We start from the raw sequence: 19,211 nt of genomic DNA on the forward strand, positions 1-19,211 counted from the left end.
ATCGCTTACTTGCCGTAGCGGGTCTTCAAGTCGGCCATGCAGGCGTCCTTGGCGTTGCCGGACATGGCGTCGCATTTCTCCTTGCCGACCTTGTAGTCGGCATCGTTGCGTGTCTTGGCCGCGTCGTGGTTCGCTTCGGCCTTTTCCTTGGCGGCCTTGGCGTCGGCCTTGGCTTTATCGCGCGTGGCTTCCGCCTGCTTCTGGCAGACATCCTTCTGATTGCCCTTCATGGCGTCGCACTGCTTCTTGTCCATCTTGTATTGATTGTCGATCTGTTCGCTGGTGCGCACGGGCGTGGTCTGCGCGGCCGCGGGCAACGCGAGCGCCGACAGGCACAGGGCGGCGGCGGGCGCGAATCTCATGGACAGGCGGATCTTGGACAGATTCATGGATGACTCCTTGGAGTAAGGGGGCCGGGATGGCCGCCCCGTTTCCGCTGAGCAAGCGGCGTGCCCGCGCGCTGGCAGGCACGCCGCTTGCTCGGGATTGCCACGATTGCCTTCAGGAGACCGCCATGAGCAAGCACGACAGCATCCCGTCCGACGTCCAGCGCGATCGGCAGGCGCCCGCCACCGAGGCAGGCGCCGGGGCGGGCGGCAAGGCCAACACGCCGCAGAGCGACAGCGAGGCCGCCCGCCGCAGCGGCCAGTTCGGCGCGGATGGGCCTGGCGGCGCCACGCCGCCCAAGCCCCGCCGCGGCGCTGACGCGCAGCCGCACCCGCAAGGCCCCGAGTACGAGGAGGGAGGCCGCTATCCCGGCACGCGCGAGCCGGGAAAAGGGCGTTGATGCGCCTTAGTCCGCCTCGGCGCCGAGGCGGAACAGCAGCACCACGCAATGTAGCGCCGCCAACCCGACCAGGCCATACGCGACGCGCGCGGCCACTGCCCAGGGCAGCAGCCGCGCGAACAGGTCCAGGTTGACCGCCGCGATCAGTCCGGTGTTCAAGCCGCCGGCCACCAGCGCAACGAGGGCGACCCAATCCAGGGATCCGAGGCCACGCCGGACATCGGTCCCCGGTTGCGCGTCCTCTGGCCGGCCGGCGGGATGCGCTTCATCGTTGTCGCTCAAGGTGTGCATGTCTCTCCCTCCTGTGGCGGCAGCGCACTGCCGCGCGTGGGTGCCGCGCGTTTCAATTGCAGGCCGGTTTTGGGAGGACTCCCGCCGTCGGGTCGTGCTTCCGGCGCAGCAAGTGACGTGCCCGCGTGCCGGAGGCAGGCATGGCAGTTGCTGCCTTGGCCGCAACGTCCTTGAAGCCCAGGAGATTGCCATGTCCTTGATCGTCGCCGCCCGTTTCCAGACCTTTGACGAAGCCCGCGAGGCCGCGCAGCGCCTGGGCCGCGAGGGATTCGATGAGGGCGATATCCATACGTTCTATATCAATACGGCCGGAGAACATGCGCGCTACCCGCTTGGCGGCGACCGCGTGGCGGATCCGGACGCGCGCGGCGCTCACATCGGCGCGCTGGCGGGAGCGGCGCTGGTGGGGATTGTGCTGGCGTTGGCGGGCGGGCTGGTGGCGTTGTGGGCCGGCGCGGCCATGCTGGTGGTGGCCGCGGCGGCCGGCGTCGGCGCTTACGTAGGCGCCCTGGGCGGGGCTTTGTGGATGGCGGGCAGGCGGCAACGCCGGCCCGCGGCCGCGGCACCCCAGGCTCATCCTCCGTTGCGACAGGCCGGGGTGATGCTGGCGCTGCCGGTCGCGCCGGAGCGTGAGTCGGCGGCGCGGCGCGTGCTGCGCGAAGCGGGGGGACACGACATCGAGCGGGCCCAGGGGCGATGGCTGGACGGCAAATGGGAAGACTTCGACCCGCTCAAGCCGCCCCGTCATGTCGAGGCGCCTTCCGTGACGCCATGAACCGCCATGAAGCGCCCGTGGGGCGGGTAAGGAGAAGGTCATGAACCAGAGGACTTTGTGGCAAGGGCTGGTGGCGGCCTGCCTGTTTTCGCTGTTGGCCGCGCCGCTGGCCGCGCGCGCGGCAGCCGTGTCGCCGGCGGACAGCCATTTCCTGCAGGCGGCCGCGGCGGCCGACGCATTCCAGGTCGAGGCGGCGAAACTGGCCGGCGAACGCGCTGGCAGCACCGAGGTCCACACGTTTGCCGCCAAGATGCAGGCTCGCTACGCGGAGCTGGACCGCGAACTGCGGCAACTCGCGGATGACAGGAAGGTGGCGTTGCCGGGCAAGGCGGAGCCATCCGACCAGCGCATGCTGGAGGCGCTTGCGGGCAAGACCGGCCCGGCATTCGACGCGTTGTATGTCGAGCAGGTGGCGCTGCAGGCCCACGAAAAGGCCGAGAAGCTCTACCGCGCCGCGGCCGGGCAGGACGGCGACGCGAAAATCCGCGAGTTTGCCGCGCGCCACGTGTCCACCCTCGGCGACCACCTTGCGCTGGCGCGTGCGCTCAAGCGCGACCCGGCCGCCAACCCGGAGCGGATGCCGCCCGCGACGCCCGGCGAACCGCCGCCGGTGTCGCCCGCGGAACGAGCCGCGCCGGCCTCGGTGGCCCCCGGGAAATAGCGCCCCGCGGGCGGGTGGGCGTCAGTCGCCCGCGCTGCCCGTGATCGGCAGCACGATGCCGGTGATGTAGCTGGCGCAGGCGGGCGAGGCCAGGAAGACATAGGCGGGCGAGATCTCCTCCGGCTGGGCGGGCCGGCCGAGATCCGTATTCTTGCCGAATGACTTGATGGCTTCGGCGTCCCTGTCGGCCGGGTTCAAGGGGGTCCATACCGGACCCGGCGCGACGGCGTTGACGCGGATGCCCTGCGGCGCCAGGTTGGACGCCAGCGCCCGGGTGAAGGCGTGGATGGCGCCCTTGCTGGTGGAGTAGTCAAGCAATCCGCCGCTGCCGCGCAGCCCGGTCACGGACCCCGTGTTGATGATGGCGGCCCCGGGTTGCAGGTACGCCAATGCGGCGCGCGCCATGTAGAAATAGCCGTGGATGTTGGTGCGCAGGGTCTTGTCCCACTTCTCATCGCTGATGTCCTGCAGCCGGTCGTCATGCTGCTGGTAGGCCGCGTTGTTCACCAGCACGTCGAGCCGGCCAAAGGCCTGCGCCGCCTGTTCCACGGCGCGCGTGCAGAAGGCGGATTCACGCACGTCGCCGGGCAGCAGCAGGCATCGCCGGCCTTCGGCCTCGACCGCGCGCTGCGTTTCACGGGCGTCTTCGTGCTCATCCAGATAGACCACCGCCACGTCCGCGCCTTCTCGCGCGAACAGCACGCTGACGGCGCGGCCGATGCCGGAGTCACCGCCGGTGACGATGGCCGCCATGCCCGACAGCTTGCCGCTGCCACGATAGTCGGGCGCCTGGTACTGCGGCCGTAGCGCCATGTCGGCCTCCATGCCGGGCTTCGGCAAATGCTGGCCAGGCATGGGCGGGGTTGGGTGAGGCCGCGCGCCGGTCGCTGCCTTGTCGGATTGGGTCATGCCGGTCTCCCTCGAAGTAACGGACGCGGTTGCGTCCTCGAAGGAGTCCAAGCAACTGTTGTGCCCGCCCGCGCGTTCCGGGGCCGGACCGGTCGGACGCGCCTGAGGCTATTGGCGGCCGACCACAACGCCGAACAGGAAAGCGACGCCCGCCACCAGGCCGATCGCCTGCCATGGGCGCGCATGGATGTACTGCTCGGTGCAGTCGATGGTCTCGCGCACCATGTCCTGGGCGCTGTCGGAGGCATCGCGCAGGCTGTGGCGCGTGTCGCGCAATTGCTCGGCCAGGCGGGCCTTGAGCGCCTCCAGATCGGTGGCCGAGGCGTCGCTCAAAGTGGCCTCGAGGTCGTCGATCCAACTTTCAGGGTGGCGCCGCCGGCGGCGCGCGCCGCGATCGTCAGGACCGTTCTCGGGGAAATCCGAAGGCAGGGGCGTATGGGTATTGGCCATGGGAAAACTCCAGAAGTGAATGTTCGTTTTACCGGGGAACCGCCGTTCCTGCGCGGGTTGCCACATCCGCTTGCAATTTGGGCGGGCGATGCGCAGTGTCCGGCTCAACCATGCCGTAGCATGGATCTACATACATCGGAATCATTGGGAGCGCGCAGATGACATCCTCCAGACCTTCCGGCCGCAAGGCGGCAACCACCCCGGCAGAGCATGACGGCGCCAAAGTGCTGCCACCGCGAGGGCCGGTCGATGTGCCGCGACAGCCGGCCAAGCCCACCGCGTCCACGCCGGACGAAGCGGCGCGCGATGGCCGACGGGTGGCCGACGACAAGACCGAATCGAATTGGGCCGACAACGCCAAGCCGCAACCTCGCGCCAAGAACGCCCGTTCCTCGATTCTGTGACGGCCCGCGGCATTCGTCATGGCGTGGTCCGCAGGAATGCCAGCAGGCGGCGCTCGTCGGCATCCAGGCCGCGCGGGCCGGGCGGCGCCGGCGCCTTGGGCGGCAGCTTTCCGGCCAGGTAGGCCTCGATAATGGAGGGATGCACGTAGCAGGCGCGGCAGACCGCGGGCGTATTGGCCAGCCGCTGCGCCACCTGCCGGATCACGTCGACGACTTCCTGCCGCGCCTGCCGCTCGTCGACGTAGGGGCGGGCCTGCAGCGCCGCGAACGCCAGCGCCGAGCCGGCCCAGGTGCGGTAATGCTTGGCGGTGAAATCGGCCGCGCCGGCCTCGCGCAGGTACGCGTTCACCGCCTCCGAATCGATGCCGTGGGCGCTGCCGTCGGCGTCCAGGTACTGGAACAACTGCTGGCCTGGAATGTCCAGGCAGCGCTTGATGATCCGCGCGATGCGCCGGTCCCTGACCGTGACATCGTGCGCGACGCCGCTCTTGCCGCGGAAACGGAATCGCAACTGGTCGCCGCTGACGTGCGCGTGCCGCCGTGTCAGCGTGGTCAGGCCATAGGATTTGTTGGTGCGGGCGTATTCACGGTAGCCGATGCGGATCAGCGTGTCTTCCAGCAGTTGCACCACGACCGCCACCACTTTGGCCCGAGGCAGGCCCGGCGCCTGCATGTCCCGTCGCACCTGGCGCCGGATGCGGGGTAGCCGGGCGCCGAATTCGCTCAGGCTCTGGTATTTGTCGGCATCGCGCAGACGCGCCCAGGCGGGATGGTAGCGGTATTGCTTGCGGCCGCGGGCGTCACGGCCGGTGGCCTGGAGGTGGCCGCGCGGGTCGGGGCAGATCCACACATCCTCATAGGCGGGCGGGATCGCCAGCGCGCGGATGCGGGCCAGTTCCGCGGCGCGGCGGATGCGCCTGCCCGCGGTATCCAGGTAATGGAAGGTCGTGCCATTGACCCGCACCCGGGAATAGCCCGGCGTGGTGTCGTCCAGGTAGATCAGCGCGTCGTCGGCGGCGCTGGCCGTCGGCTGCGGGTTGCGGTTTGCCATCTTTCCTCCAGCAATCGGCGCCAGCGCCGGAGCAAATGCCGTGCCCGGCTTGCGCCTGGCCGGATTGCTCCCTCCATTGCCCCCGCCATGCGCGGGCACGCCACTTGCTGTCCCGGTCCTTGCCACAGACAGGGAGTTTCGAATGACCAAGACATTGCAGGATTTCAACGTCGCCATCCTGGTGGTGGATGGCTTTGAACAGGTGGAACTGACCGAGCCGCGCGACGCGCTACAGCAGCAGGGCGCGCGCACGGTGGTCGTGTCGGCCCGCCGCGGGCCCGTACGGGGGATGCGCCATCACGACAAGGGCGAGTCGGTCGAGGCCGACCTGATGTTTGCCGAGGCCCAGCCGGAGCGGTTCGACGCCGTGCTGCTGCCGGGCGGCGTGGTCAACGCCGACGAGATCCGCCTGCATCCCGAGGCGCGCGCCTTCGTGCGCGCCATGCATGAGGCCGGCAAGCCTGTGGCGGTGATCTGCCATGGCGCCTGGCTGCTGATTTCCGCAGGACTGGTCAAGGGACGCAAGCTGACCAGTTGGCCCTCGTTGGCCGACGACCTGCGCAACGCCGGCGCGGAGTGGGTCGATCAGGAAGTGGTGGTGGATGGCCGCTGGATCAGCAGCCGCAAGCCGGACGACATCCCTGCATTCAACCGCGAGCTGTCGCGTGTTTTCGCGCTGACGCGCCAGTGAGCGTCAGCGCATCGGGCAAGGGGCGAACCGGGGAATTCCGGCCGCGCGCCAAGCAACATTTTTACAGGAGCAAGCCATGCCTTACCTTCAGCACTTGCACGTTCCGCCCAAGCCGGAGCCGATCCCGCCGGGGTCGCCACCGGGTGACCTGCCGGTCGATCCCGATACCGACGAGCCCGAAGTGGACCTGCCGCCGCTCGAGCCGTCCCATCCCGAAAAGACGCGTCGGACGATCCACTGATTGCCCTCTTGCCTGCGCATCAACCAAGAACAAACGGAGCCATCATGTCTACCATTCTGTTGATCATCCTGATCCTGCTGCTGATCGGCGCGGTGCCCGCCTGGCCATATAGCCGCGGGTGGGGCTATTACCCCAGCGGCCTGCTGGGCATCGTGCTCGTGGTGCTGATCGTGCTGCTGCTGACAGGGCGCATATAGCGCGGGGGCCGGGCCGGATCGCGAGGACCGCCCGGCCGAACGCGCAGCCGGTCCGGACCGCCGCGGGGCGGTGGTTCAGGCGGGCTGCCGCGCCGCGCGGCGGTGGTTCAGGCGGGTTGCCGCGCCGCGTGCCGGCGCTTCAGGCGTGCTCTTGCGCCGCGCGAGCGCGCGCCTGCGCGGCCTGCCGGCCACGGTGCCGCAATCGGCGGCGGCTGACCCAGATGACCAGCCCGGTGACAAAGAACAGCAGCGGCAGCAGGCCGAGGACGGCCGTCAGGATGCGGGTCGGCAGGCCATAGAGACTGCCGGAATGCAGCGGGAACATCACCGCCAGGAAACGCTGGGCAGTCGTGCCTGATATCGGGTCGGCGCGCGATAGCGGTTCGCCGCCGCGCATCGCCAGGAACAGACGCAACGTGCCGACCGGCTGCCAGTCGTCGGCACGGCGCACTCGTGCCTGGTAGACGCCGCGCGCCGGGTCGCGGCGCAGCATGACCAGCGTGGCGTCCGCCGGCGCCAGGGCGCGCGCCTTGGCGGCGGCGCCATCCCAACCGATTTCGGATTCGCCCGCGGCCAGCGGCGCCTGTGTGGCGGCGCGCGCGTCGGCGGGCAGGGTCGCGACGCTGGCGACCAGTTGCCGGCCCAGTTGCGGCAGGCCCATGAAGAAGCCGCTGCCGGCCACCACCAGCAGGAACAGCGCCGAGACCAGCCCCGCGGCGCGGTGCAGTTCGTAGCTGGTGCGGAAGGCGCCGACGCCCCGCGTGACCGTGACCGAGCGGCGCCAGTGACCGGGCCGCGGCCATGCCAGGTAGATGCCGGCCAGCAGCAATGCCACCCAGACGACGGCGAGCCAGCCCAGCACTTCACGACCGGTCTTGCCTTGCAGCAGGGTCATGTGCCAGCGCAACAGCAGCGGCATCAGGTGGGCGCGGTCCAGCGTGACCGCATCGCGGTCGCGGCTGGCCAGCAACTGGCCGGAACAGGCGTCCACGCCGGCTTCGTTGTCGGCGGTGGACGCGTGCTTGAATTGCACCCGATAACTGTCGGCCGGCGCCTGGGGCAGGGTGACGGCGGCGATCGTGGCGCCGGGCCAGGCCTGCTCGACCGCGCGGGCCGCGGCCGAAGGCGGCAGCGGCGCGGCGCAGACGCCCGCGGCGTTGCGCAGCATCGCGCTGTTCAGCCAGCCGTCAAGCTCGTGGTCGAAGGCCAGCAGGCTGCCGCTCAGACCCGCCAGCACCAGCACGCTTCCCAGGATCAGCCCTGTCCAGCGGTGCAGGAATGACACGGCGGAGCGCAGGGACTTGCGGAGCTTGGCTTTCATGGGGCGTTCAATGGCGGCGACGGCGGGTGGCGCGCAATTGTACCGAGGCGTAATATCTGGCGGCGCTTTTTTGGCGCCATTGCAGTTTCACCGCCTCCGAGCCGTAGCGACATGAAGATCCCCCTGTTGATATTGATTGAAAGCGTGCATGATTTCCTGCCGGTCATCGAAGACCGCGGCTTTCGCTGCATTCTTGCCACCACGTCCGAGCAGCGCGCCCAGGCCATCCGCGACCACGCCGACGAGATCCGCGTGGTGCTGACGCGGGGCGCCACCGGCTTTCACGCCGAGGAGATGGCGGCCCTGCCCAGGCTCGAGCTGATCTGTTCGCTGGGGGTCGGCTTCGAGAACATCGACCTGGCCGCCGCCCGCGCGCGCGGCGTGCGGGTGACGCATGGCCCCGGCGCCAATGCCACCTCGGTGGCCGATCACGCCATGGCGCTGCTGCTGGGCGCCGCCCGTCACCTGCCGCAGGCCGACGCCTGGGTGCGGCAGGGGCACTGGAATGGCTTCATGGGGCCGCAGGTCTCGGGCAAGCGCCTGGGCATCGTGGGCCTGGGCACCATCGGCCAGGAGATCGCCAAGCGCGGCGCCCACGGCTTCGGCATGACGGTCGGCTACTACAACCGGCGGCCGCGCCCCGACAGCGGCTACACCTATTACGACAGCGCGCTGGCGCTGGCCGAGGCCAGCGACTTCCTGGTGGTGGCGACGCCGGGCGGCGCCGACACGCGGCACCTGGTGAACGCGGCCGTGCTCGAGGCGCTGGGACCGCAGGGCTATCTGGTGAACATCGCGCGCGGCAGCGTGGTCGACACCGAGGCGTTGATCGCCGCCTTGGCCGGCCGCCGCATCGCGGGCGCGGGGCTGGACGTGGTCGAAGGCGAACCGGTGGTGCCGCCGGCGCTGCTGAAGCTGGACAACGTGGTATTGACCCCTCACAGCGCGGGGCGCTCGCCGGAAGCGGTGTCGGCGACGGTGGCGCTGTTCCTGGAGAACGCCACCGCGCATTTCGCCGGCAAGCCGGTGCTGACGCCGGTGCCGCAGCAGGGCTGAGGCGCCGACGGCGTCGGGCGAGGGTCAGTGCGAGAACATGATCGGCACGGTCATGGTCCTGAGGATCGACGCCGTGGCGCCGCCCATCGCCCATTCGCGGAACTTGCTGTGGCCGTAGGCGCCCATCACGATCAGGTCGGCGCTGTAGTCGGCGGCGGCGTTCAGGATGGTGCTGCCCACGCCGACGCCCTTGACGTCGCGGCGGACGTGGTCCGGCGCCGGCATGCCCTGGGCGATGCAGTAGGTGGCCAGATCCTCGAACGGCACGGCCTCGTCGTCGCGGGTGGCGGCGCCCTCATCCATGGTCAGCACCACCAGGTGCGAGGCCAGGCGCAGTAGCGGCGCCGCGTCCGCCAGCGCGCGGGCGGCCTCGCGGCTGCCGTCCCAGCAATAGAGCACGCGTTCGCCCAACACCGGGAAATCGCCGCTGGACGGCACCACCAGCACGGGACGGCCGGCGGTCAGCAAAGTCTGTTCGACGAATTCATTTTCGTGCACGGCCTCGACGTCTTCGCGGTTCTGCTGGCTGACCACCAGCAGGTCGCTGGTGCGGCCCAGCCGCGCCATGCTGGCGCTTGGGGAGCTGGCGCCGGCGCGGACCGCGGCCGGCACGTCGGCCGCCGCCACGGTTTCCAGGAAGGCGGTCTGCACCGCGCCGCGGTTCTGCGCCTGCAGGTCGCGCATCACGTTGAGCGTTTTCGACATCAGCACCGATTCGCCGTAGTAATACTGCGGCGGGGCGGAGCTGGCATAGATGCCGACCAGCTCGGCCTGGTGGCGCTTGGCCAGGGCCAGCGCCACCCGGGTGCGGCGGGGGCAATCGAATCCGTGGTCCAGGTGGACGGAAATGCGGCGATACATGGCGGCCTCCTTTTGAGCGCGGTAGGTCTCCATCGTTGCGCGTTCCGGGCATTCGGCCCTTGATGCGCGTCAAGCGCCCCGCAGTTTCGCGGGGTTGCCGCAAGCGGCCGCGGGTTGTCAGGTCTGCTGCAGGCGGTCGCGCAATTGGCGCACCTGCCGCGCCTGTTGGGCGATGCGGTCGAGCGGCCCGGCCAGCGCTGGCGCGGCCGCGTTGACGGCGGCCGGCACCGCCAACTGGCGCAGTTCGACCACGGGGGCCGGCTCCTGCGGATGCAGCGCGTGCGCCAGCGCCAGCCCGTAGTCGCGCAGGGCCGGCGCGGCTTCGCTGTCCGGCGGCAGCGGCGGCTGGATCTCCAGCACGGTGCCGGCGGCGGTGACGCGGCGCATCGCGTTCAGCAGGTTGACCGCGGTGTCCACCTTGCGGTCGCGGTGCACGGGATTCTGTTGCAGCCGCTGCAATGCCGCTTCGGCGTTGTCGGCGGCCAGGCAGGCCTGGCGGCGCAGGCCGACGATGTCGGCCGCGGGGGCCGCGCCGCTCTTGTCGGCCGTCAGCGCCCGCGCATAGTCGGCATGGCGTGCCAGCGCGCGGCTCAGGGCGCCGGCCAATTGGCGCGGTTCCTTTTCGGGCCACACCAGAAAGCCCACCAGCAGGGCCAGCACGCCGCCCAGCACGCTGTTGAAGGCGCGCAGCGCAGCCAGCATCGGCTCATAGATGTCGGGCTGCTGGATGTGGCTGACCAGCACGAACTGCGACGTCAGGAAAAAGGTGAACAAGGCGTAGTGGATGGTGCGGGCCGCGAACGTGCCGAGCGCGATCGGCAGCACCGCCAGGGCCACCGACAGCGGGGTGCTCAGCAGCAGGCCCAGCAGCGAGGCGCCGACAGCGCCGGCGACGCTGCCGATCACGCGTTCGACGGTGCGTTGCCAGGTGGTGGCGAAGTAGGGTTGCAGGATGAACACCAGCGTCAACGACATCCAGTAGCCGTGGTTGACCGCGAAGGTCTTGGACAACGCCACCGCGATGGTGGCGCCGATGCCCACGCGCAGGGCGTGGCGAAACGCGTCCGACTCGAACCGCAGGTTTTGCCGCAGGCTGCGCCAGGCCTGCCGCGCCGTCGAATCGGCGCGCGCGGCCAGCGCGGGCGTGGCGGGCGTGCCATCCTGGTCGAACAGGGCCTGCATGATCGCCTGGGCGGTCTGCTGCAGGCGGTCCAGCACCGGCACCATGGTTGCCAGGTCGGGCGCATAGGCCATGGCGGCGCCGCGCAGCTCGTGCAGGCCGGCGCCGAAATGCGCCAGCCGCTCGCGCAGGCACTCGGCCTGCCTGGGGTCGCTGACGTCCGAGGTGCTGGCGATGGCGTTGGCGACGCTGGCGTAGCGATGGAAGGCGTGTGACAGATTGGCGCCGGCCGCGCGGCCGAGCCAGCGCGGGGCATTCGATTCCAGCAGATCGGCCGCGGCCACCAGGGCGATGAAGCTGTCTTCGGCGCTATCGAGCAAATAGAACAATTGCTGCGCGCGGGCGCGCCGCGACGGCCGCGCATCCTGCACCTCGCGGATGCGCACGCGGGCCGCCTCGATCGCGGCGCGCACGCCGCTGCGCTGGGGACGGGTGACGGCGCTCCACGCCTGCGGCCCGGCGGCGGGCGCCAGGCCCGAATACATGCGCGCCAGCGCGTCGGCAAAGTCGGCCAGGCCCCGATAGCAGTGCGCCACCGCGTGGGTCGCGTCCTTCCAGGGACGGCGGCGCCACACCAGCGCCGTCATCAGGATGGCCCAGAGGGCGCCTGCGACGAAGAACAGCGTATACGAAAGGCTGGCGCCCAGCGTCGGCGCCGGCAGTTCGGCCGCCACCACGAAGCCGGCCGACAGCAGCGTGCCGACGATGGCCGCCGCGGGGCCCAGTACGCGCAGCAGGCCGCCGAAGGTGCAACAGACGAACGTGAGCGGCAGCAGCAGCCACAGGTTGTGCGCGCTGGCGCTGGCCAGGAAGCAGAACAGCGCGCCGATCAGGCCCAGCGCCAGCATCGACGCGGCGCGTTGGCGCAGCGGGCCGCCAGGATCGCCGAAGCAGGCCCAGAAGGCGGCGATGGCGGTCCAGCCCAGGCGCGGCTCGTGCGCCAGCACGGCCAGGATGACGGGGGCGGCGCTGATGGCGGCGGCTTGCAGGGCGTCCAGCCAGAGGACGTGGCGCAATGAAACGCGCCAGCGGGAGAGCAGGGTAGTCAAGCGAAAACGGGGTGGAAATAAAGGCCGGAACGGCGGGAAAGCCGCAACGCTACCATGTCGACAAGGACAAACAACACCGATTAATAGGAGCGTCCGAAAAATGCGGTGTTCATGAATCTGAATGACCCGAATACTACTGGTTACATATGTGTGACTTTGGCGCCGCAAGCGTGCAAAATACCCTGGAGTAAATGCGCAAAATCGCATAAAAAAACATTGGCGATCGACTACGCTGGGTAAGTACACAAGGCAGTAAGAAGCAAGGCAGCAAGATACTCCTGCAGGCCGACTGTGAATACTCATGTCCAACGTGCCCCGCTCTGCGCCCGGACAGCGCAGGCCGTACTCCGGGGGGCTTAAGGAGCGAACATGACGCCAACTCACGAGGCTTCCACAAGCTCGGTGGTGAGCGACGACGAAGTCGCCGCCATGATTACCGGCAAGGAAGGGCTGCGGGTGCTGTTGCAACCGCAGGTCGACCTGTTGACGGGCCGCATCGTATCGGCCGAGGCGCTGGCGCGCTGGCAGCATCCGCAACTGGGCGTGGTCATGCCCGCTGAGTTCATTCCCGCCGTCAACCGGCTGGGACTGGACCGGATCCTGTTCGAGCGCGTGGCGCAGCGCGTGATCGACATGCTGCAGAACATGCGGCGCATCGGCATGGCGATTCCCATTGCCATCAATGCCCCTGCCTCGACCCTGTCCGACGAACGCGCGGTCGATTTCCTGCTCGACCGCATCCATGTGGCCGAGCTGCCGGCGTCGCTGCTGCGCGTCGAACTGACCGAAGACCAGCCGATCAGGGAACTGGAAGCCCTGCGCGCCACGCTGGAACGGCTGGAACAGGCCGGCTGCGAGGTCAGCCTGGACGATTTCGGCACCGGCCACGCCTCGTTGAAACTGCTGTCGGCGATTCCCTTGTCCGAGGTCAAGATCGACCAGTACTTCGTGACGCGCATGCGCCGCAGCGCGGTTGCCTTCGAGGTGCTGCGCACCGCGGCCGAACTGGCCACCCGGATGGGCTGGCGGGTGGTGGCCGAAGGGGTCGAGAACGTGGCCGACGTGCCGGCGTTGCGGGCCGCGGGCTGTCGCTATGGCCAGGGCTACGCGCTGGGCCGGCCGATGCCGCTGGATGACCTGATGATGCGGCTGCGCGTCCAGCGCGACCGCGGCGAACCGCTGGCGGCGCCCGCCAGCTACGCTTCCGCCTGGCTCGACGCCTTCGATCCGCAGGACGCCGAGAGCGGCCTGCCGGCGCACGTCACCACGCAATAGCCGCGCTTTTTTACTTCCCGCGCCCCGAAATTACCGGTGCCGTATCACGCGTCTCAGGTCCGCGCGCCCCGCGCCTTGGCGGGCACGGCAGTTGCTGGGCAATTCCTCGCGGAATGGTTCCGCTTGCGAGGAGATTTGTCATGGCAAACCCCAATCAGTCCGGCCAGCAGCCCGGTCAGCAACAGCAGCCGCAAAAGCAGCAATCGCAGGAAAACCCGAAGGACCGCAGCCAGCCGGGTCAGCAACAACCCGGCCAGGGCGGCCAGCAGATGGACAAGGACCGCAATCCGGGGCAGCAGCCGGGGCAGTCCGGGCAGCGCTCGCAGACGCAGCGCTGATGCGTTGACGGGCCGCTAGCCGGCCCGCGATCCAGCCGCCCGCGCCGGCAGGCGCGGGGCTGGTGGCGGTGACGCCCGCGCCAGGAAACCCGGCGCGGGCGTCGCCGCATCCGCCCTGGCGGACCCTTGATCGCGCCGCACCGGTGCCGCCGTATGCCTTGCGCCCCGGCGCGGGGATCGCTAAGGTGCCAGGCTGGGCCGCCAGAAGGCCCGCCGGGAAGCCGCCGCGTTCCGGCGCATCGTCAACAGGACCATCCATGGGTAACGCCTCCGCCACGCCACGCCGTTCGTTCGCGCGCAAGCTCCTGGTCGCGCTGGTGCTCGGGGCGTTGCTGCTGGGCGCCGCTGCCTGGATCGGCATGCGCCTGATCGAGCGGCACGTCGCCGGCCTGCTGGGACCGCGTGCGCAGGTGGCGGATGTGCGGCTGGGGTTCGACGCGGTGGTGCTGACGGACGTGAAGATCGCGGGCGCCGAAGGCGTCGCGCCCGCCAGCGCGCAGCGCGTGGTGGCCGAGCCCGACTGGGGCTCGCTGCTGCGGCGCCAGCCCGTTTTCCGCAAGATCACCATCGAGGGATTCGATTTCGCGGTGCTGCGCAGCGCCGACGGCGACATGCAGATATCGCCGGCCCTGCAGGCGGCCTTGCGCGAGGCGGATGGCGACGGCGGCCGGGCGCGCGACAAGGGCCCGATCCGGGTCGACGATATCGTCCTCGATGGCGGCCGGCTGGACTTCATCGACTCGGCCATCGCCAAGCCGCCGCACCGCATTCCGTTCGAGAACGTGTCGGCGCGCCTGCATCCGCTGGTGCTGCCGGCCGATGGCCAGCAGAGCCAGATGGAATTCAAGGGATCGGTGCGCGACAACCGCAGCGGCGCGGCCACGGTGCAGGCGCGCGGTTCGCTGGCGGTGGGCGACAGCGACGCGGACATGACGGTCGCGGTGCGCAACATGGACATCCGCTATGCCGCGCCATACCTGGCCGAGAACGGCGCCGGATCGCTGGCCGGCGGCGCGATGGACCTGGACATGCGCACCACCGTCGCCAAGCGGCAGTTGAACGCGTCGGGCGTGGTGGCGTTGCACGATCTGAAGTTCAGCGGCGACGGTTCGCTGTTTTCGCTGCCGCGCAAGGCGGTGCTGGCCGCGCTGGAAGACCGCAAGGGCACGCTGCGCATGGAGTTCAAGCTGGCCGGCAGCCTCGACAATCCGAAGTTCTCGGCCTCGCGGGGTTTCGCGGCCCAGATCGCGCGCGGCTTCGGCCGCGCGATCGGCGTGGGGGCCGAGGGCGCGGCCGGCGGCGTGGCCGGCGCCGTGAAAGACCTGGGCGACGCGATCTCCGACCTGCTCACCCAGTGAGTCAGAAGCGGTAGTTGGCGCTCAGCTCGACGCGCCTGCCTTCGCCTAGCAGCCATTGCGTCTGGTTGTAGTAGGCGGTCTCGGCGTACTGGCGGTCGAACACGTTGAACGCGCGCAATGCCAGCGTCAGGTCACGCCGCGGCTCCCATTGCAGGGCCAGGTTGGTGGTGGTGTAGCCCGCCATTTCGAGCCGGTTGGCGGCATCCGCGAAGCGGCGGCCGACATAGCGCAGGCCGGCGCTGGCGGTCCATTGCGGCGCGAATTTCCAGCTGACCCAGGCATTGGCCACGCGTTCCGGCACGTCGGTGGGAACGTTGCCGGCGCGCGATACCGCCACGCCGTTGGCCGATTCGCTGAAGTCGTCGTAGCGCGCCCGCAGCACGGCCGCGTTCAGGTCCACGCGCCAGGCCGGCGTCAATTCCACGCCCAGCGTCGCCTCCAGGCCGCGCGACGACTGCTCGCCGACCTGGAGGCGCAGTGTCGGATCGTTGGGATCGCGCGTCACCAGATTGTCCTTGCGGATGTGGTACGCCGCCAGCGTCCATTGGCCCTTTTCGTCCCAGAAGGTCTGCTTCACGCCGACTTCGATCTGGCGGCCCTTGGACAGCTTGAAGTCCTTGTTGGCCGGCGACAGCAGCAGCAGGCTGCCGATCGGGTCGGCGGCCTCGGCGTATTGGCCATAGACGGACAGCGTGGGCAGCAGGTCGTAGACGGTCCCGATGCGCCAGCCGACATTGTTGAAGGTGGTGTCGAACGCGGTCTGGTCGGCCACCAGGTCACGTCGTTTCAGGTCGATGTGGTCATAGCGCACGCCCGCCAGCACCGACCAGCGGGAGGTCAGCATGAGGCGGTTCTCCGCGAACAGCGCGTACTGGTCGGCGCTGTTGCGATAGCGCGGCGAGGTGCCGGCGACGTTGATGAAGCGGCCGTGATCGACGTCGTACGCGTCCACCAGCGAGGTGCCGGAATACGGCGAATTGTTGGTGTGCTTGAACGTGGCGTGGTTCAGCTCGAAGCCCAGCGCCACCTTGTTGGCCAGGCCGAACAGGTGGCCGTCGAAGGACGCATCGGTGACATTGCCGACCTGTTGCTGGTCGTGGCGGATGTCGGTGTAGGCGCTGCGCTGGATCAGGCCGCTGGCCGGCTGCCAGGTGTAGTTTTCGGCGTCGCGGTATTCGCGGTCGCTGCCGATGTAGTACACGCGGCTGCGCACCAGCGTGGCCGGGTTCGGCGACCACTCCGCCTTCAGGTCGGTGCGGCTGTCGCGGTAGATGATCTTGCTGTCGGCCACGTTGTAGTTCTGGCGCCGCAGGTCGTAGTCGATCTTGCCGGCGATCAGCGGCGTGCCGAAGTAGCGCGTTGGCTCCTGCCAGGCGTAGGCCTGGGTCAGCGTGACGTTCAGCTCCGGCGACACGTCCAGCCGCAACGCCGCGGTGACCGCGAGGTCGCGCGCGTCGCCCAGGCTGATGCCCGAGTCGCTGTGGTTGCCGCTGATGTCGAGCCGGTATGACCACTTGTCATCCAGCGCGCCGCCGCTGCCGAAGCCCAGCCTCTGGGTGTCGTGGGTGCCGATGGTGGTCTGGATCTCGTTCTCGATCGGGCCGCGGGTGGGTTTTTTCGGGATGACGTTGACCACGCCGCCGATGGCGCCTTCGCCGTACAGCACCGACGCCGGGCCGCGCAGGACTTCGATGCGCTCGACTGCCCAGGGATCATAGAGGAACGTCTGGCCGACGCCGCCGAACTGGCGCACGCCGTCGAACAACTGGGCCACCGAGTTCGAATCGGTGAAGCCGCGCGATGACAACGACGAGCCGCCATTGCCAGGATGGCGCATGGCGCTGATGCCGGCTGCCTGGGTGATGGCGTCGGTGACGTTGACCGCGCCGCGCGCGCGCAACTGCTCGTTGCTGATAACGTCGATGCTGGCGGGAGTATCAAACGGCCGCAGGCCCAGCAGGGTGCCGGTGCTGGCCTGTTCCAGCAGGGTGGCCAGGGGCGTGTCGCCCGCGACCGAGATCGCCGGCAGCGTGGCGACGCCGGGCGCCTTGGGGGCAGCCAGGGTGGAAGCAACCTGCGCATGCAGCGCGGGCGTGAAGGCGAGCGCGGTCCAAACGGCCACGCGCCAGGGCAGGACGCGGCGCGTCCTGGCGGAAATAGAAACCATGGGAATTCCCGGTAAGCCAAGAAAGCCGCGCAAGGCGCGGCGGAACGATCAGCGGGGTACCGGTGGCAGGGGCGGGGCGCGGGCGCCGAGCGGCGGGCCGGGCGGGGATCCTTCGTGGATCGCGGGAGGCGCGCGCGCCGCCAGCGGATGCATCATGACCGCGCCGACGGCGAGCAGCGGCGCGGCCGCCGATGGCAGGGCCACCGCCGCCAGCATCGCGCCCATGGGGCAGGCGGCGGCCTGGGCCGCGTGGCGTTCGTCGGGCGCGTCGCTGTGCCTGGACGGACCGGCCACCCAGATGGTGCCGGCGGCCGAGCACAGTTGGATCAGCGTGCCGCGCTGCTGGGTCGCGGGCATGAATCCCGGCGGCACCAAAGCCTTGAGCGCGAACAGCGCCAGCACCAGCCAGAGGCAGGCGGCGTTGCGAGCGAGGGACGGGAACGGGCGGCGCATGATCGGCGCCCATTCTAGAGTGTTTTGGCGCCTCGCCGCTAGACCGTGCGCGCGGCCCAGAAGGCGGTGCGGATGCCCGGCGCGGCGGCGATCCGGGCGGTGACGCGGTCCAGGTCCAGTTCGTCCACCGAGGCTTCGCTCAACGCCGCCTCGATCTCGACCTCGTTCTCGCCGAACTGGTCGATCTTCAATTCGGACAGGGGCAGTTGCTCGTCCTCGAGCACGTCTTCCAGCACGGTCATGGCGGCCTGGCGCTGGTCGACGTGGGCGATGACGTGGATCACGGTCGTGACTTCGGTGGTCTGCGCGTCGACGGGCTGGCGGTTTACGTACGAGACCAGCGGCCGCAGCAGCGTATTGGCGGCAAGCACGAACACGGTGGCCGCGATTGCCTCCAGGATCAACGAGGCGCCGGCGCAGGCGCCGATGGCGGCCGAGCCCCACAGCGTGGCCGCGGTGTTCAGGCCGCGGATGCTGCCGCCTTCGCGCATGATGGCGCCGGCGCCCAGGAAGCCGACGCCGGACACCACGTACGAAATCACGCGCGCGCCGCCGTCGGGGCCGCCGACGCGAAAGGCCATGTCGACGAAGATGGCGGCGCCCACCGCCACCAGGGCGTTGGTGCGCAGGCCGGCGGTGCGCTGGCGGTACTGGCGTTCGAAGCCGACGATGGAGCCGAGCACGAAGGCCACCGCCAGGCTGATGAGGGTGTTGGCCAGCGGGAGGAGCTGGATGTTCTCGAAGTTCTTCATGTTGTTGTTCTCGTGTTCAGCATGCGGGTCGCCCCGGCCCCGGCGGCTTCACCGGGCCGGGGCGGTCGCGGCGGGCCTCGGCCTCAGGGCATTTGCCAGACGGAGGCGGCGGTCAGGATGAAAGCCAGCAGCCAGAGCAGCAGCAGGGCTGCCACCCGGGCGACGAGGAGGCATTTGTACGGGTCTTTCATGACAGTCTCCTTTCCGCGGCTCAGGCCGGCAGCACGGCGATGCGGGCGCCGCCTTCGTTTTCCCAGTGCACGCGGCGCACGTCAGGGCTCTGGCCCAGGCGCAGGGCGATGGCGCTGAGCAGGCCGCGCAGTTGGGGCGGGCATTGCAGCGTGACGATGGTGCTGGCGAGCTGGCCGGCTTCCTGGCGCGAGATGCGTACGTTCACGACCCGCAGGTTCAGGGCCTGCAGCTCGTAGTACAACTGCTTGCGCAGCGCGTTCAGGGTGTCGGCGAGGCTGACGATGGTGAACTGATAGGTCGGGGCGGCGGCCGGGGCGTGCGCGGCCGCGTCGGCGCCGCGCACGGCGGCGGCGCCATCCAGGAAGGGGAGGAATTTCTTGATGCGCATGGTCGTCTCCGGGCGGGAGTACGGTGGAAGGTCCACATGCATGCGCCGCTCGCCGGGCGCGGGGCGGGCGCAACAAAGCCCGCGTATCGCGTCGGTAAGTCGGTATCGGGAGGGCCGAGGCCGGGGTAGCGCGAGGCTGCCGGGCCAATAGCCGTGTCCTGGCTTTACGCAGGACTCGGCAGAAAACTCTGCGGATCCTGCGTCAAGCGGCGCAAGCAGTCGTGTATCGACTACATCCGTCGTTGTCCACAATGATCTCGGGGTGGTTGATGGTGCGGCAATTATATGAAGGGATTAGGGAAAACACCAAGTAAAAAAACAGACTTGATGAATATTCATATGCAATGGAACACATCCCGCGCGC

At 69.4% G+C, this 19,211-nt stretch carries 23 protein-coding genes; 11 read left to right on the forward strand and 12 right to left on the reverse strand.

The window, feature by feature from the left end; genetic code table 11:
* Positions 1 to 5 precede the first annotated feature (5 nt).
* Complete coding sequence (locus AAID08_RS13705) at positions 6 to 389, reverse strand: hypothetical protein (protein WP_081273617.1); 384 nt, start codon at positions 387 to 389, stop codon at positions 6 to 8.
* Positions 390 to 514: 125 nt separating this feature from the next.
* Here AAID08_RS13705 and AAID08_RS13710 point away from each other — a divergent pair, with 125 nt between their 5' ends.
* A complete protein-coding gene (locus AAID08_RS13710) occupies positions 515 to 787 on the forward strand; it encodes a hypothetical protein (protein ID WP_116793550.1) in 273 nt (90 codons plus the stop codon).
* Positions 788 to 793: 6 nt separating this feature from the next.
* On the opposite strand, the gene AAID08_RS13715 is transcribed toward AAID08_RS13710, so the two are convergent.
* Positions 794 to 1,078 carry a DUF378 domain-containing protein gene (locus tag AAID08_RS13715; protein WP_054502562.1) on the reverse strand — a complete coding sequence of 95 codons (285 nt, stop codon included), beginning with the start codon at positions 1,076 to 1,078 and terminating at the stop codon, positions 794 to 796.
* 190 nt (positions 1,079 to 1,268) lie between these two features.
* On the opposite strand from AAID08_RS13715, the gene AAID08_RS13720 reads away from it, so the two are divergent.
* Together AAID08_RS13720 and AAID08_RS13725 are read left to right on the forward strand one after the other, a co-directional pair.
* Positions 1,269 to 1,853 carry a hypothetical protein gene (locus AAID08_RS13720; RefSeq protein ID WP_054502561.1) on the forward strand — a complete coding sequence of 195 codons (585 nt, stop codon included), beginning with the start codon at positions 1,269 to 1,271 and terminating at the stop codon, positions 1,851 to 1,853.
* A gap of 40 nt (positions 1,854 to 1,893) precedes the next feature.
* Entirely contained in the window at positions 1,894 to 2,514 is a 621-nt protein-coding gene (locus AAID08_RS13725) for a DUF4142 domain-containing protein (protein ID WP_395757746.1), read from the forward strand.
* Between the two features lie 21 nt (positions 2,515 to 2,535).
* Here AAID08_RS13725 and AAID08_RS13730 read toward each other — a convergent pair whose 3' ends face one another.
* A complete protein-coding gene (locus AAID08_RS13730; protein ID WP_054502559.1) occupies positions 2,536 to 3,423 on the reverse strand; it encodes an SDR family oxidoreductase in 888 nt (295 codons plus the stop codon).
* Between the two features lie 108 nt (positions 3,424 to 3,531).
* Complete coding sequence (locus AAID08_RS13735) at positions 3,532 to 3,873, reverse strand: YqjD family protein (RefSeq protein WP_175167853.1); 342 nt, start codon at positions 3,871 to 3,873, stop codon at positions 3,532 to 3,534.
* Positions 3,874 to 4,031: 158 nt separating this feature from the next.
* Here AAID08_RS13735 and AAID08_RS13740 point away from each other — a divergent pair, with 158 nt between their 5' ends.
* Positions 4,032 to 4,277, forward strand: a complete 246-nt coding sequence (locus AAID08_RS13740) for a hypothetical protein (RefSeq protein WP_175188768.1) — start codon at positions 4,032 to 4,034, stop codon at positions 4,275 to 4,277.
* Between the two features lie 16 nt (positions 4,278 to 4,293).
* Here AAID08_RS13740 and AAID08_RS13745 read toward each other — a convergent pair whose 3' ends face one another.
* Complete coding sequence (locus AAID08_RS13745) at positions 4,294 to 5,328, reverse strand: DNA topoisomerase IB (RefSeq protein WP_175142353.1); 1,035 nt, start codon at positions 5,326 to 5,328, stop codon at positions 4,294 to 4,296.
* A gap of 142 nt (positions 5,329 to 5,470) precedes the next feature.
* Here AAID08_RS13745 and AAID08_RS13750 point away from each other — a divergent pair, with 142 nt between their 5' ends.
* From AAID08_RS13750 to AAID08_RS13760, 3 genes are all read left to right on the forward strand, one after another.
* The gene (locus AAID08_RS13750; RefSeq protein WP_064527607.1) at positions 5,471 to 6,019 is read left to right on the forward strand and encodes a type 1 glutamine amidotransferase domain-containing protein; all 549 of its coding nucleotides are present in this window, start codon (positions 5,471 to 5,473) and stop codon (positions 6,017 to 6,019) included.
* Positions 6,020 to 6,095: 76 nt separating this feature from the next.
* Entirely contained in the window at positions 6,096 to 6,260 is a 165-nt protein-coding gene (locus AAID08_RS13755; protein ID WP_167517698.1) for a hypothetical protein, read from the forward strand.
* Between the two features lie 44 nt (positions 6,261 to 6,304).
* Positions 6,305 to 6,457, forward strand: a complete 153-nt coding sequence (locus AAID08_RS13760) for a DUF3309 family protein (protein ID WP_064527605.1) — start codon at positions 6,305 to 6,307, stop codon at positions 6,455 to 6,457.
* Positions 6,458 to 6,596: 139 nt separating this feature from the next.
* On the opposite strand, the gene AAID08_RS13765 is transcribed toward AAID08_RS13760, so the two are convergent.
* Positions 6,597 to 7,778 (reverse strand): PepSY-associated TM helix domain-containing protein, encoded by a 1,182-nt coding sequence (locus AAID08_RS13765; protein WP_372413410.1) that lies wholly within the window; start codon positions 7,776 to 7,778, stop codon positions 6,597 to 6,599.
* 111 nt (positions 7,779 to 7,889) lie between these two features.
* On the opposite strand from AAID08_RS13765, the gene AAID08_RS13770 reads away from it, so the two are divergent.
* Positions 7,890 to 8,834 (forward strand): 2-hydroxyacid dehydrogenase, encoded by a 945-nt coding sequence (locus tag AAID08_RS13770; RefSeq protein ID WP_372413409.1) that lies wholly within the window; start codon positions 7,890 to 7,892, stop codon positions 8,832 to 8,834.
* A 24-nt stretch (positions 8,835 to 8,858) separates the two neighbouring features.
* Here the strand turns inward: AAID08_RS13770 and AAID08_RS13775 are convergent, their stop codons facing one another.
* A complete protein-coding gene (locus tag AAID08_RS13775) occupies positions 8,859 to 9,695 on the reverse strand; it encodes a universal stress protein (RefSeq protein ID WP_175142485.1) in 837 nt (278 codons plus the stop codon).
* Between the two features lie 117 nt (positions 9,696 to 9,812).
* Positions 9,813 to 11,891 (reverse strand): FUSC family protein, encoded by a 2,079-nt coding sequence (locus AAID08_RS13780; RefSeq protein ID WP_395757747.1) that lies wholly within the window; start codon positions 11,889 to 11,891, stop codon positions 9,813 to 9,815.
* A gap of 402 nt (positions 11,892 to 12,293) precedes the next feature.
* Here AAID08_RS13780 and AAID08_RS13785 point away from each other — a divergent pair, with 402 nt between their 5' ends.
* The 3 genes from AAID08_RS13785 to AAID08_RS13795 all read left to right on the forward strand — a co-directional run bounded on the left by AAID08_RS13785 (position 12,294) and on the right by AAID08_RS13795 (position 14,895).
* A complete protein-coding gene (locus AAID08_RS13785; RefSeq protein ID WP_054502551.1) occupies positions 12,294 to 13,199 on the forward strand; it encodes an EAL domain-containing protein in 906 nt (301 codons plus the stop codon).
* A gap of 140 nt (positions 13,200 to 13,339) precedes the next feature.
* The gene (locus tag AAID08_RS13790; RefSeq protein WP_054502550.1) at positions 13,340 to 13,537 is read left to right on the forward strand and encodes a hypothetical protein; all 198 of its coding nucleotides are present in this window, start codon (positions 13,340 to 13,342) and stop codon (positions 13,535 to 13,537) included.
* A gap of 257 nt (positions 13,538 to 13,794) precedes the next feature.
* A complete protein-coding gene (locus AAID08_RS13795; protein ID WP_054502549.1) occupies positions 13,795 to 14,895 on the forward strand; it encodes a DUF748 domain-containing protein in 1,101 nt (366 codons plus the stop codon).
* Between the two features lies 1 nt (position 14,896).
* Here AAID08_RS13795 and AAID08_RS13800 read toward each other — a convergent pair whose 3' ends face one another.
* From AAID08_RS13800 to AAID08_RS13815, 4 genes are all read right to left on the reverse strand, one after another.
* Positions 14,897 to 17,062 carry a TonB-dependent receptor gene (locus AAID08_RS13800; RefSeq protein WP_395757748.1) on the reverse strand — a complete coding sequence of 722 codons (2,166 nt, stop codon included), beginning with the start codon at positions 17,060 to 17,062 and terminating at the stop codon, positions 14,897 to 14,899.
* Positions 17,063 to 17,110: 48 nt separating this feature from the next.
* On the reverse strand, positions 17,111 to 17,515 hold the full coding sequence (locus AAID08_RS13805) for a DUF2946 family protein (protein ID WP_175142348.1): 405 nt from the start codon (positions 17,513 to 17,515) through the stop codon (positions 17,111 to 17,113).
* A 38-nt stretch (positions 17,516 to 17,553) separates the two neighbouring features.
* Positions 17,554 to 18,267 carry an MgtC/SapB family protein gene (locus tag AAID08_RS13810; protein ID WP_054502547.1) on the reverse strand — a complete coding sequence of 238 codons (714 nt, stop codon included), beginning with the start codon at positions 18,265 to 18,267 and terminating at the stop codon, positions 17,554 to 17,556.
* Between the two features lie 211 nt (positions 18,268 to 18,478).
* The gene (locus AAID08_RS13815) at positions 18,479 to 18,847 is read right to left on the reverse strand and encodes a hypothetical protein (RefSeq protein ID WP_395757749.1); all 369 of its coding nucleotides are present in this window, start codon (positions 18,845 to 18,847) and stop codon (positions 18,479 to 18,481) included.
* Positions 18,848 to 19,211 lie beyond the last annotated feature (364 nt).

Source organism: Achromobacter sp. EB05, from assembly GCF_044232075.1.
Lineage (GTDB): Bacteria > Pseudomonadota > Gammaproteobacteria > Burkholderiales > Burkholderiaceae_B > Achromobacter > Achromobacter dolens.

Bases quoted from the DNA above. Each gene is read 5' to 3' on its own strand.
- AAID08_RS13760 (WP_064527605.1), top strand. From the start codon at position 6,305: ATGTCTACCATTCTGTTGATCATCCTGATCCTGCTGCTGATCGGCGCG.
- AAID08_RS13705 (WP_081273617.1), bottom strand. From the start codon at position 389: ATGAATCTGTCCAAGATCCGCCTGTCCATGAGATTCGCGCCCGCCGCC.
- AAID08_RS13725 (WP_395757746.1), top strand. From the start codon at position 1,894: ATGAACCAGAGGACTTTGTGGCAAGGGCTGGTGGCGGCCTGCCTGTTT.
- AAID08_RS13765 (WP_372413410.1), bottom strand. From the start codon at position 7,778: ATGAAAGCCAAGCTCCGCAAGTCCCTGCGCTCCGCCGTGTCATTCCTG.
- AAID08_RS13800 (WP_395757748.1), bottom strand. From the start codon at position 17,062: ATGGTTTCTATTTCCGCCAGGACGCGCCGCGTCCTGCCCTGGCGCGTG.
- AAID08_RS13710 (WP_116793550.1), top strand. From the start codon at position 515: ATGAGCAAGCACGACAGCATCCCGTCCGACGTCCAGCGCGATCGGCAG.
- AAID08_RS13795 (WP_054502549.1), top strand. From the start codon at position 13,795: ATGGGTAACGCCTCCGCCACGCCACGCCGTTCGTTCGCGCGCAAGCTC.
- AAID08_RS13775 (WP_175142485.1), bottom strand. From the start codon at position 9,695: ATGTATCGCCGCATTTCCGTCCACCTGGACCACGGATTCGATTGCCCC.
- AAID08_RS13790 (WP_054502550.1), top strand. From the start codon at position 13,340: ATGGCAAACCCCAATCAGTCCGGCCAGCAGCCCGGTCAGCAACAGCAG.
- AAID08_RS13815 (WP_395757749.1), bottom strand. From the start codon at position 18,847: ATGCGCATCAAGAAATTCCTCCCCTTCCTGGATGGCGCCGCCGCCGTG.
- AAID08_RS13785 (WP_054502551.1), top strand. From the start codon at position 12,294: ATGACGCCAACTCACGAGGCTTCCACAAGCTCGGTGGTGAGCGACGAC.
- AAID08_RS13720 (WP_054502561.1), top strand. From the start codon at position 1,269: ATGTCCTTGATCGTCGCCGCCCGTTTCCAGACCTTTGACGAAGCCCGC.
- AAID08_RS13740 (WP_175188768.1), top strand. From the start codon at position 4,032: ATGACATCCTCCAGACCTTCCGGCCGCAAGGCGGCAACCACCCCGGCA.
- AAID08_RS13735 (WP_175167853.1), bottom strand. From the start codon at position 3,873: ATGGCCAATACCCATACGCCCCTGCCTTCGGATTTCCCCGAGAACGGT.
- AAID08_RS13810 (WP_054502547.1), bottom strand. From the start codon at position 18,267: ATGAAGAACTTCGAGAACATCCAGCTCCTCCCGCTGGCCAACACCCTC.
- AAID08_RS13805 (WP_175142348.1), bottom strand. From the start codon at position 17,515: ATGCGCCGCCCGTTCCCGTCCCTCGCTCGCAACGCCGCCTGCCTCTGG.
- AAID08_RS13755 (WP_167517698.1), top strand. From the start codon at position 6,096: ATGCCTTACCTTCAGCACTTGCACGTTCCGCCCAAGCCGGAGCCGATC.
- AAID08_RS13715 (WP_054502562.1), bottom strand. From the start codon at position 1,078: ATGCACACCTTGAGCGACAACGATGAAGCGCATCCCGCCGGCCGGCCA.
- AAID08_RS13770 (WP_372413409.1), top strand. From the start codon at position 7,890: ATGAAGATCCCCCTGTTGATATTGATTGAAAGCGTGCATGATTTCCTG.
- AAID08_RS13745 (WP_175142353.1), bottom strand. From the start codon at position 5,328: ATGGCAAACCGCAACCCGCAGCCGACGGCCAGCGCCGCCGACGACGCG.
- AAID08_RS13730 (WP_054502559.1), bottom strand. From the start codon at position 3,423: ATGACCCAATCCGACAAGGCAGCGACCGGCGCGCGGCCTCACCCAACC.
- AAID08_RS13750 (WP_064527607.1), top strand. From the start codon at position 5,471: ATGACCAAGACATTGCAGGATTTCAACGTCGCCATCCTGGTGGTGGAT.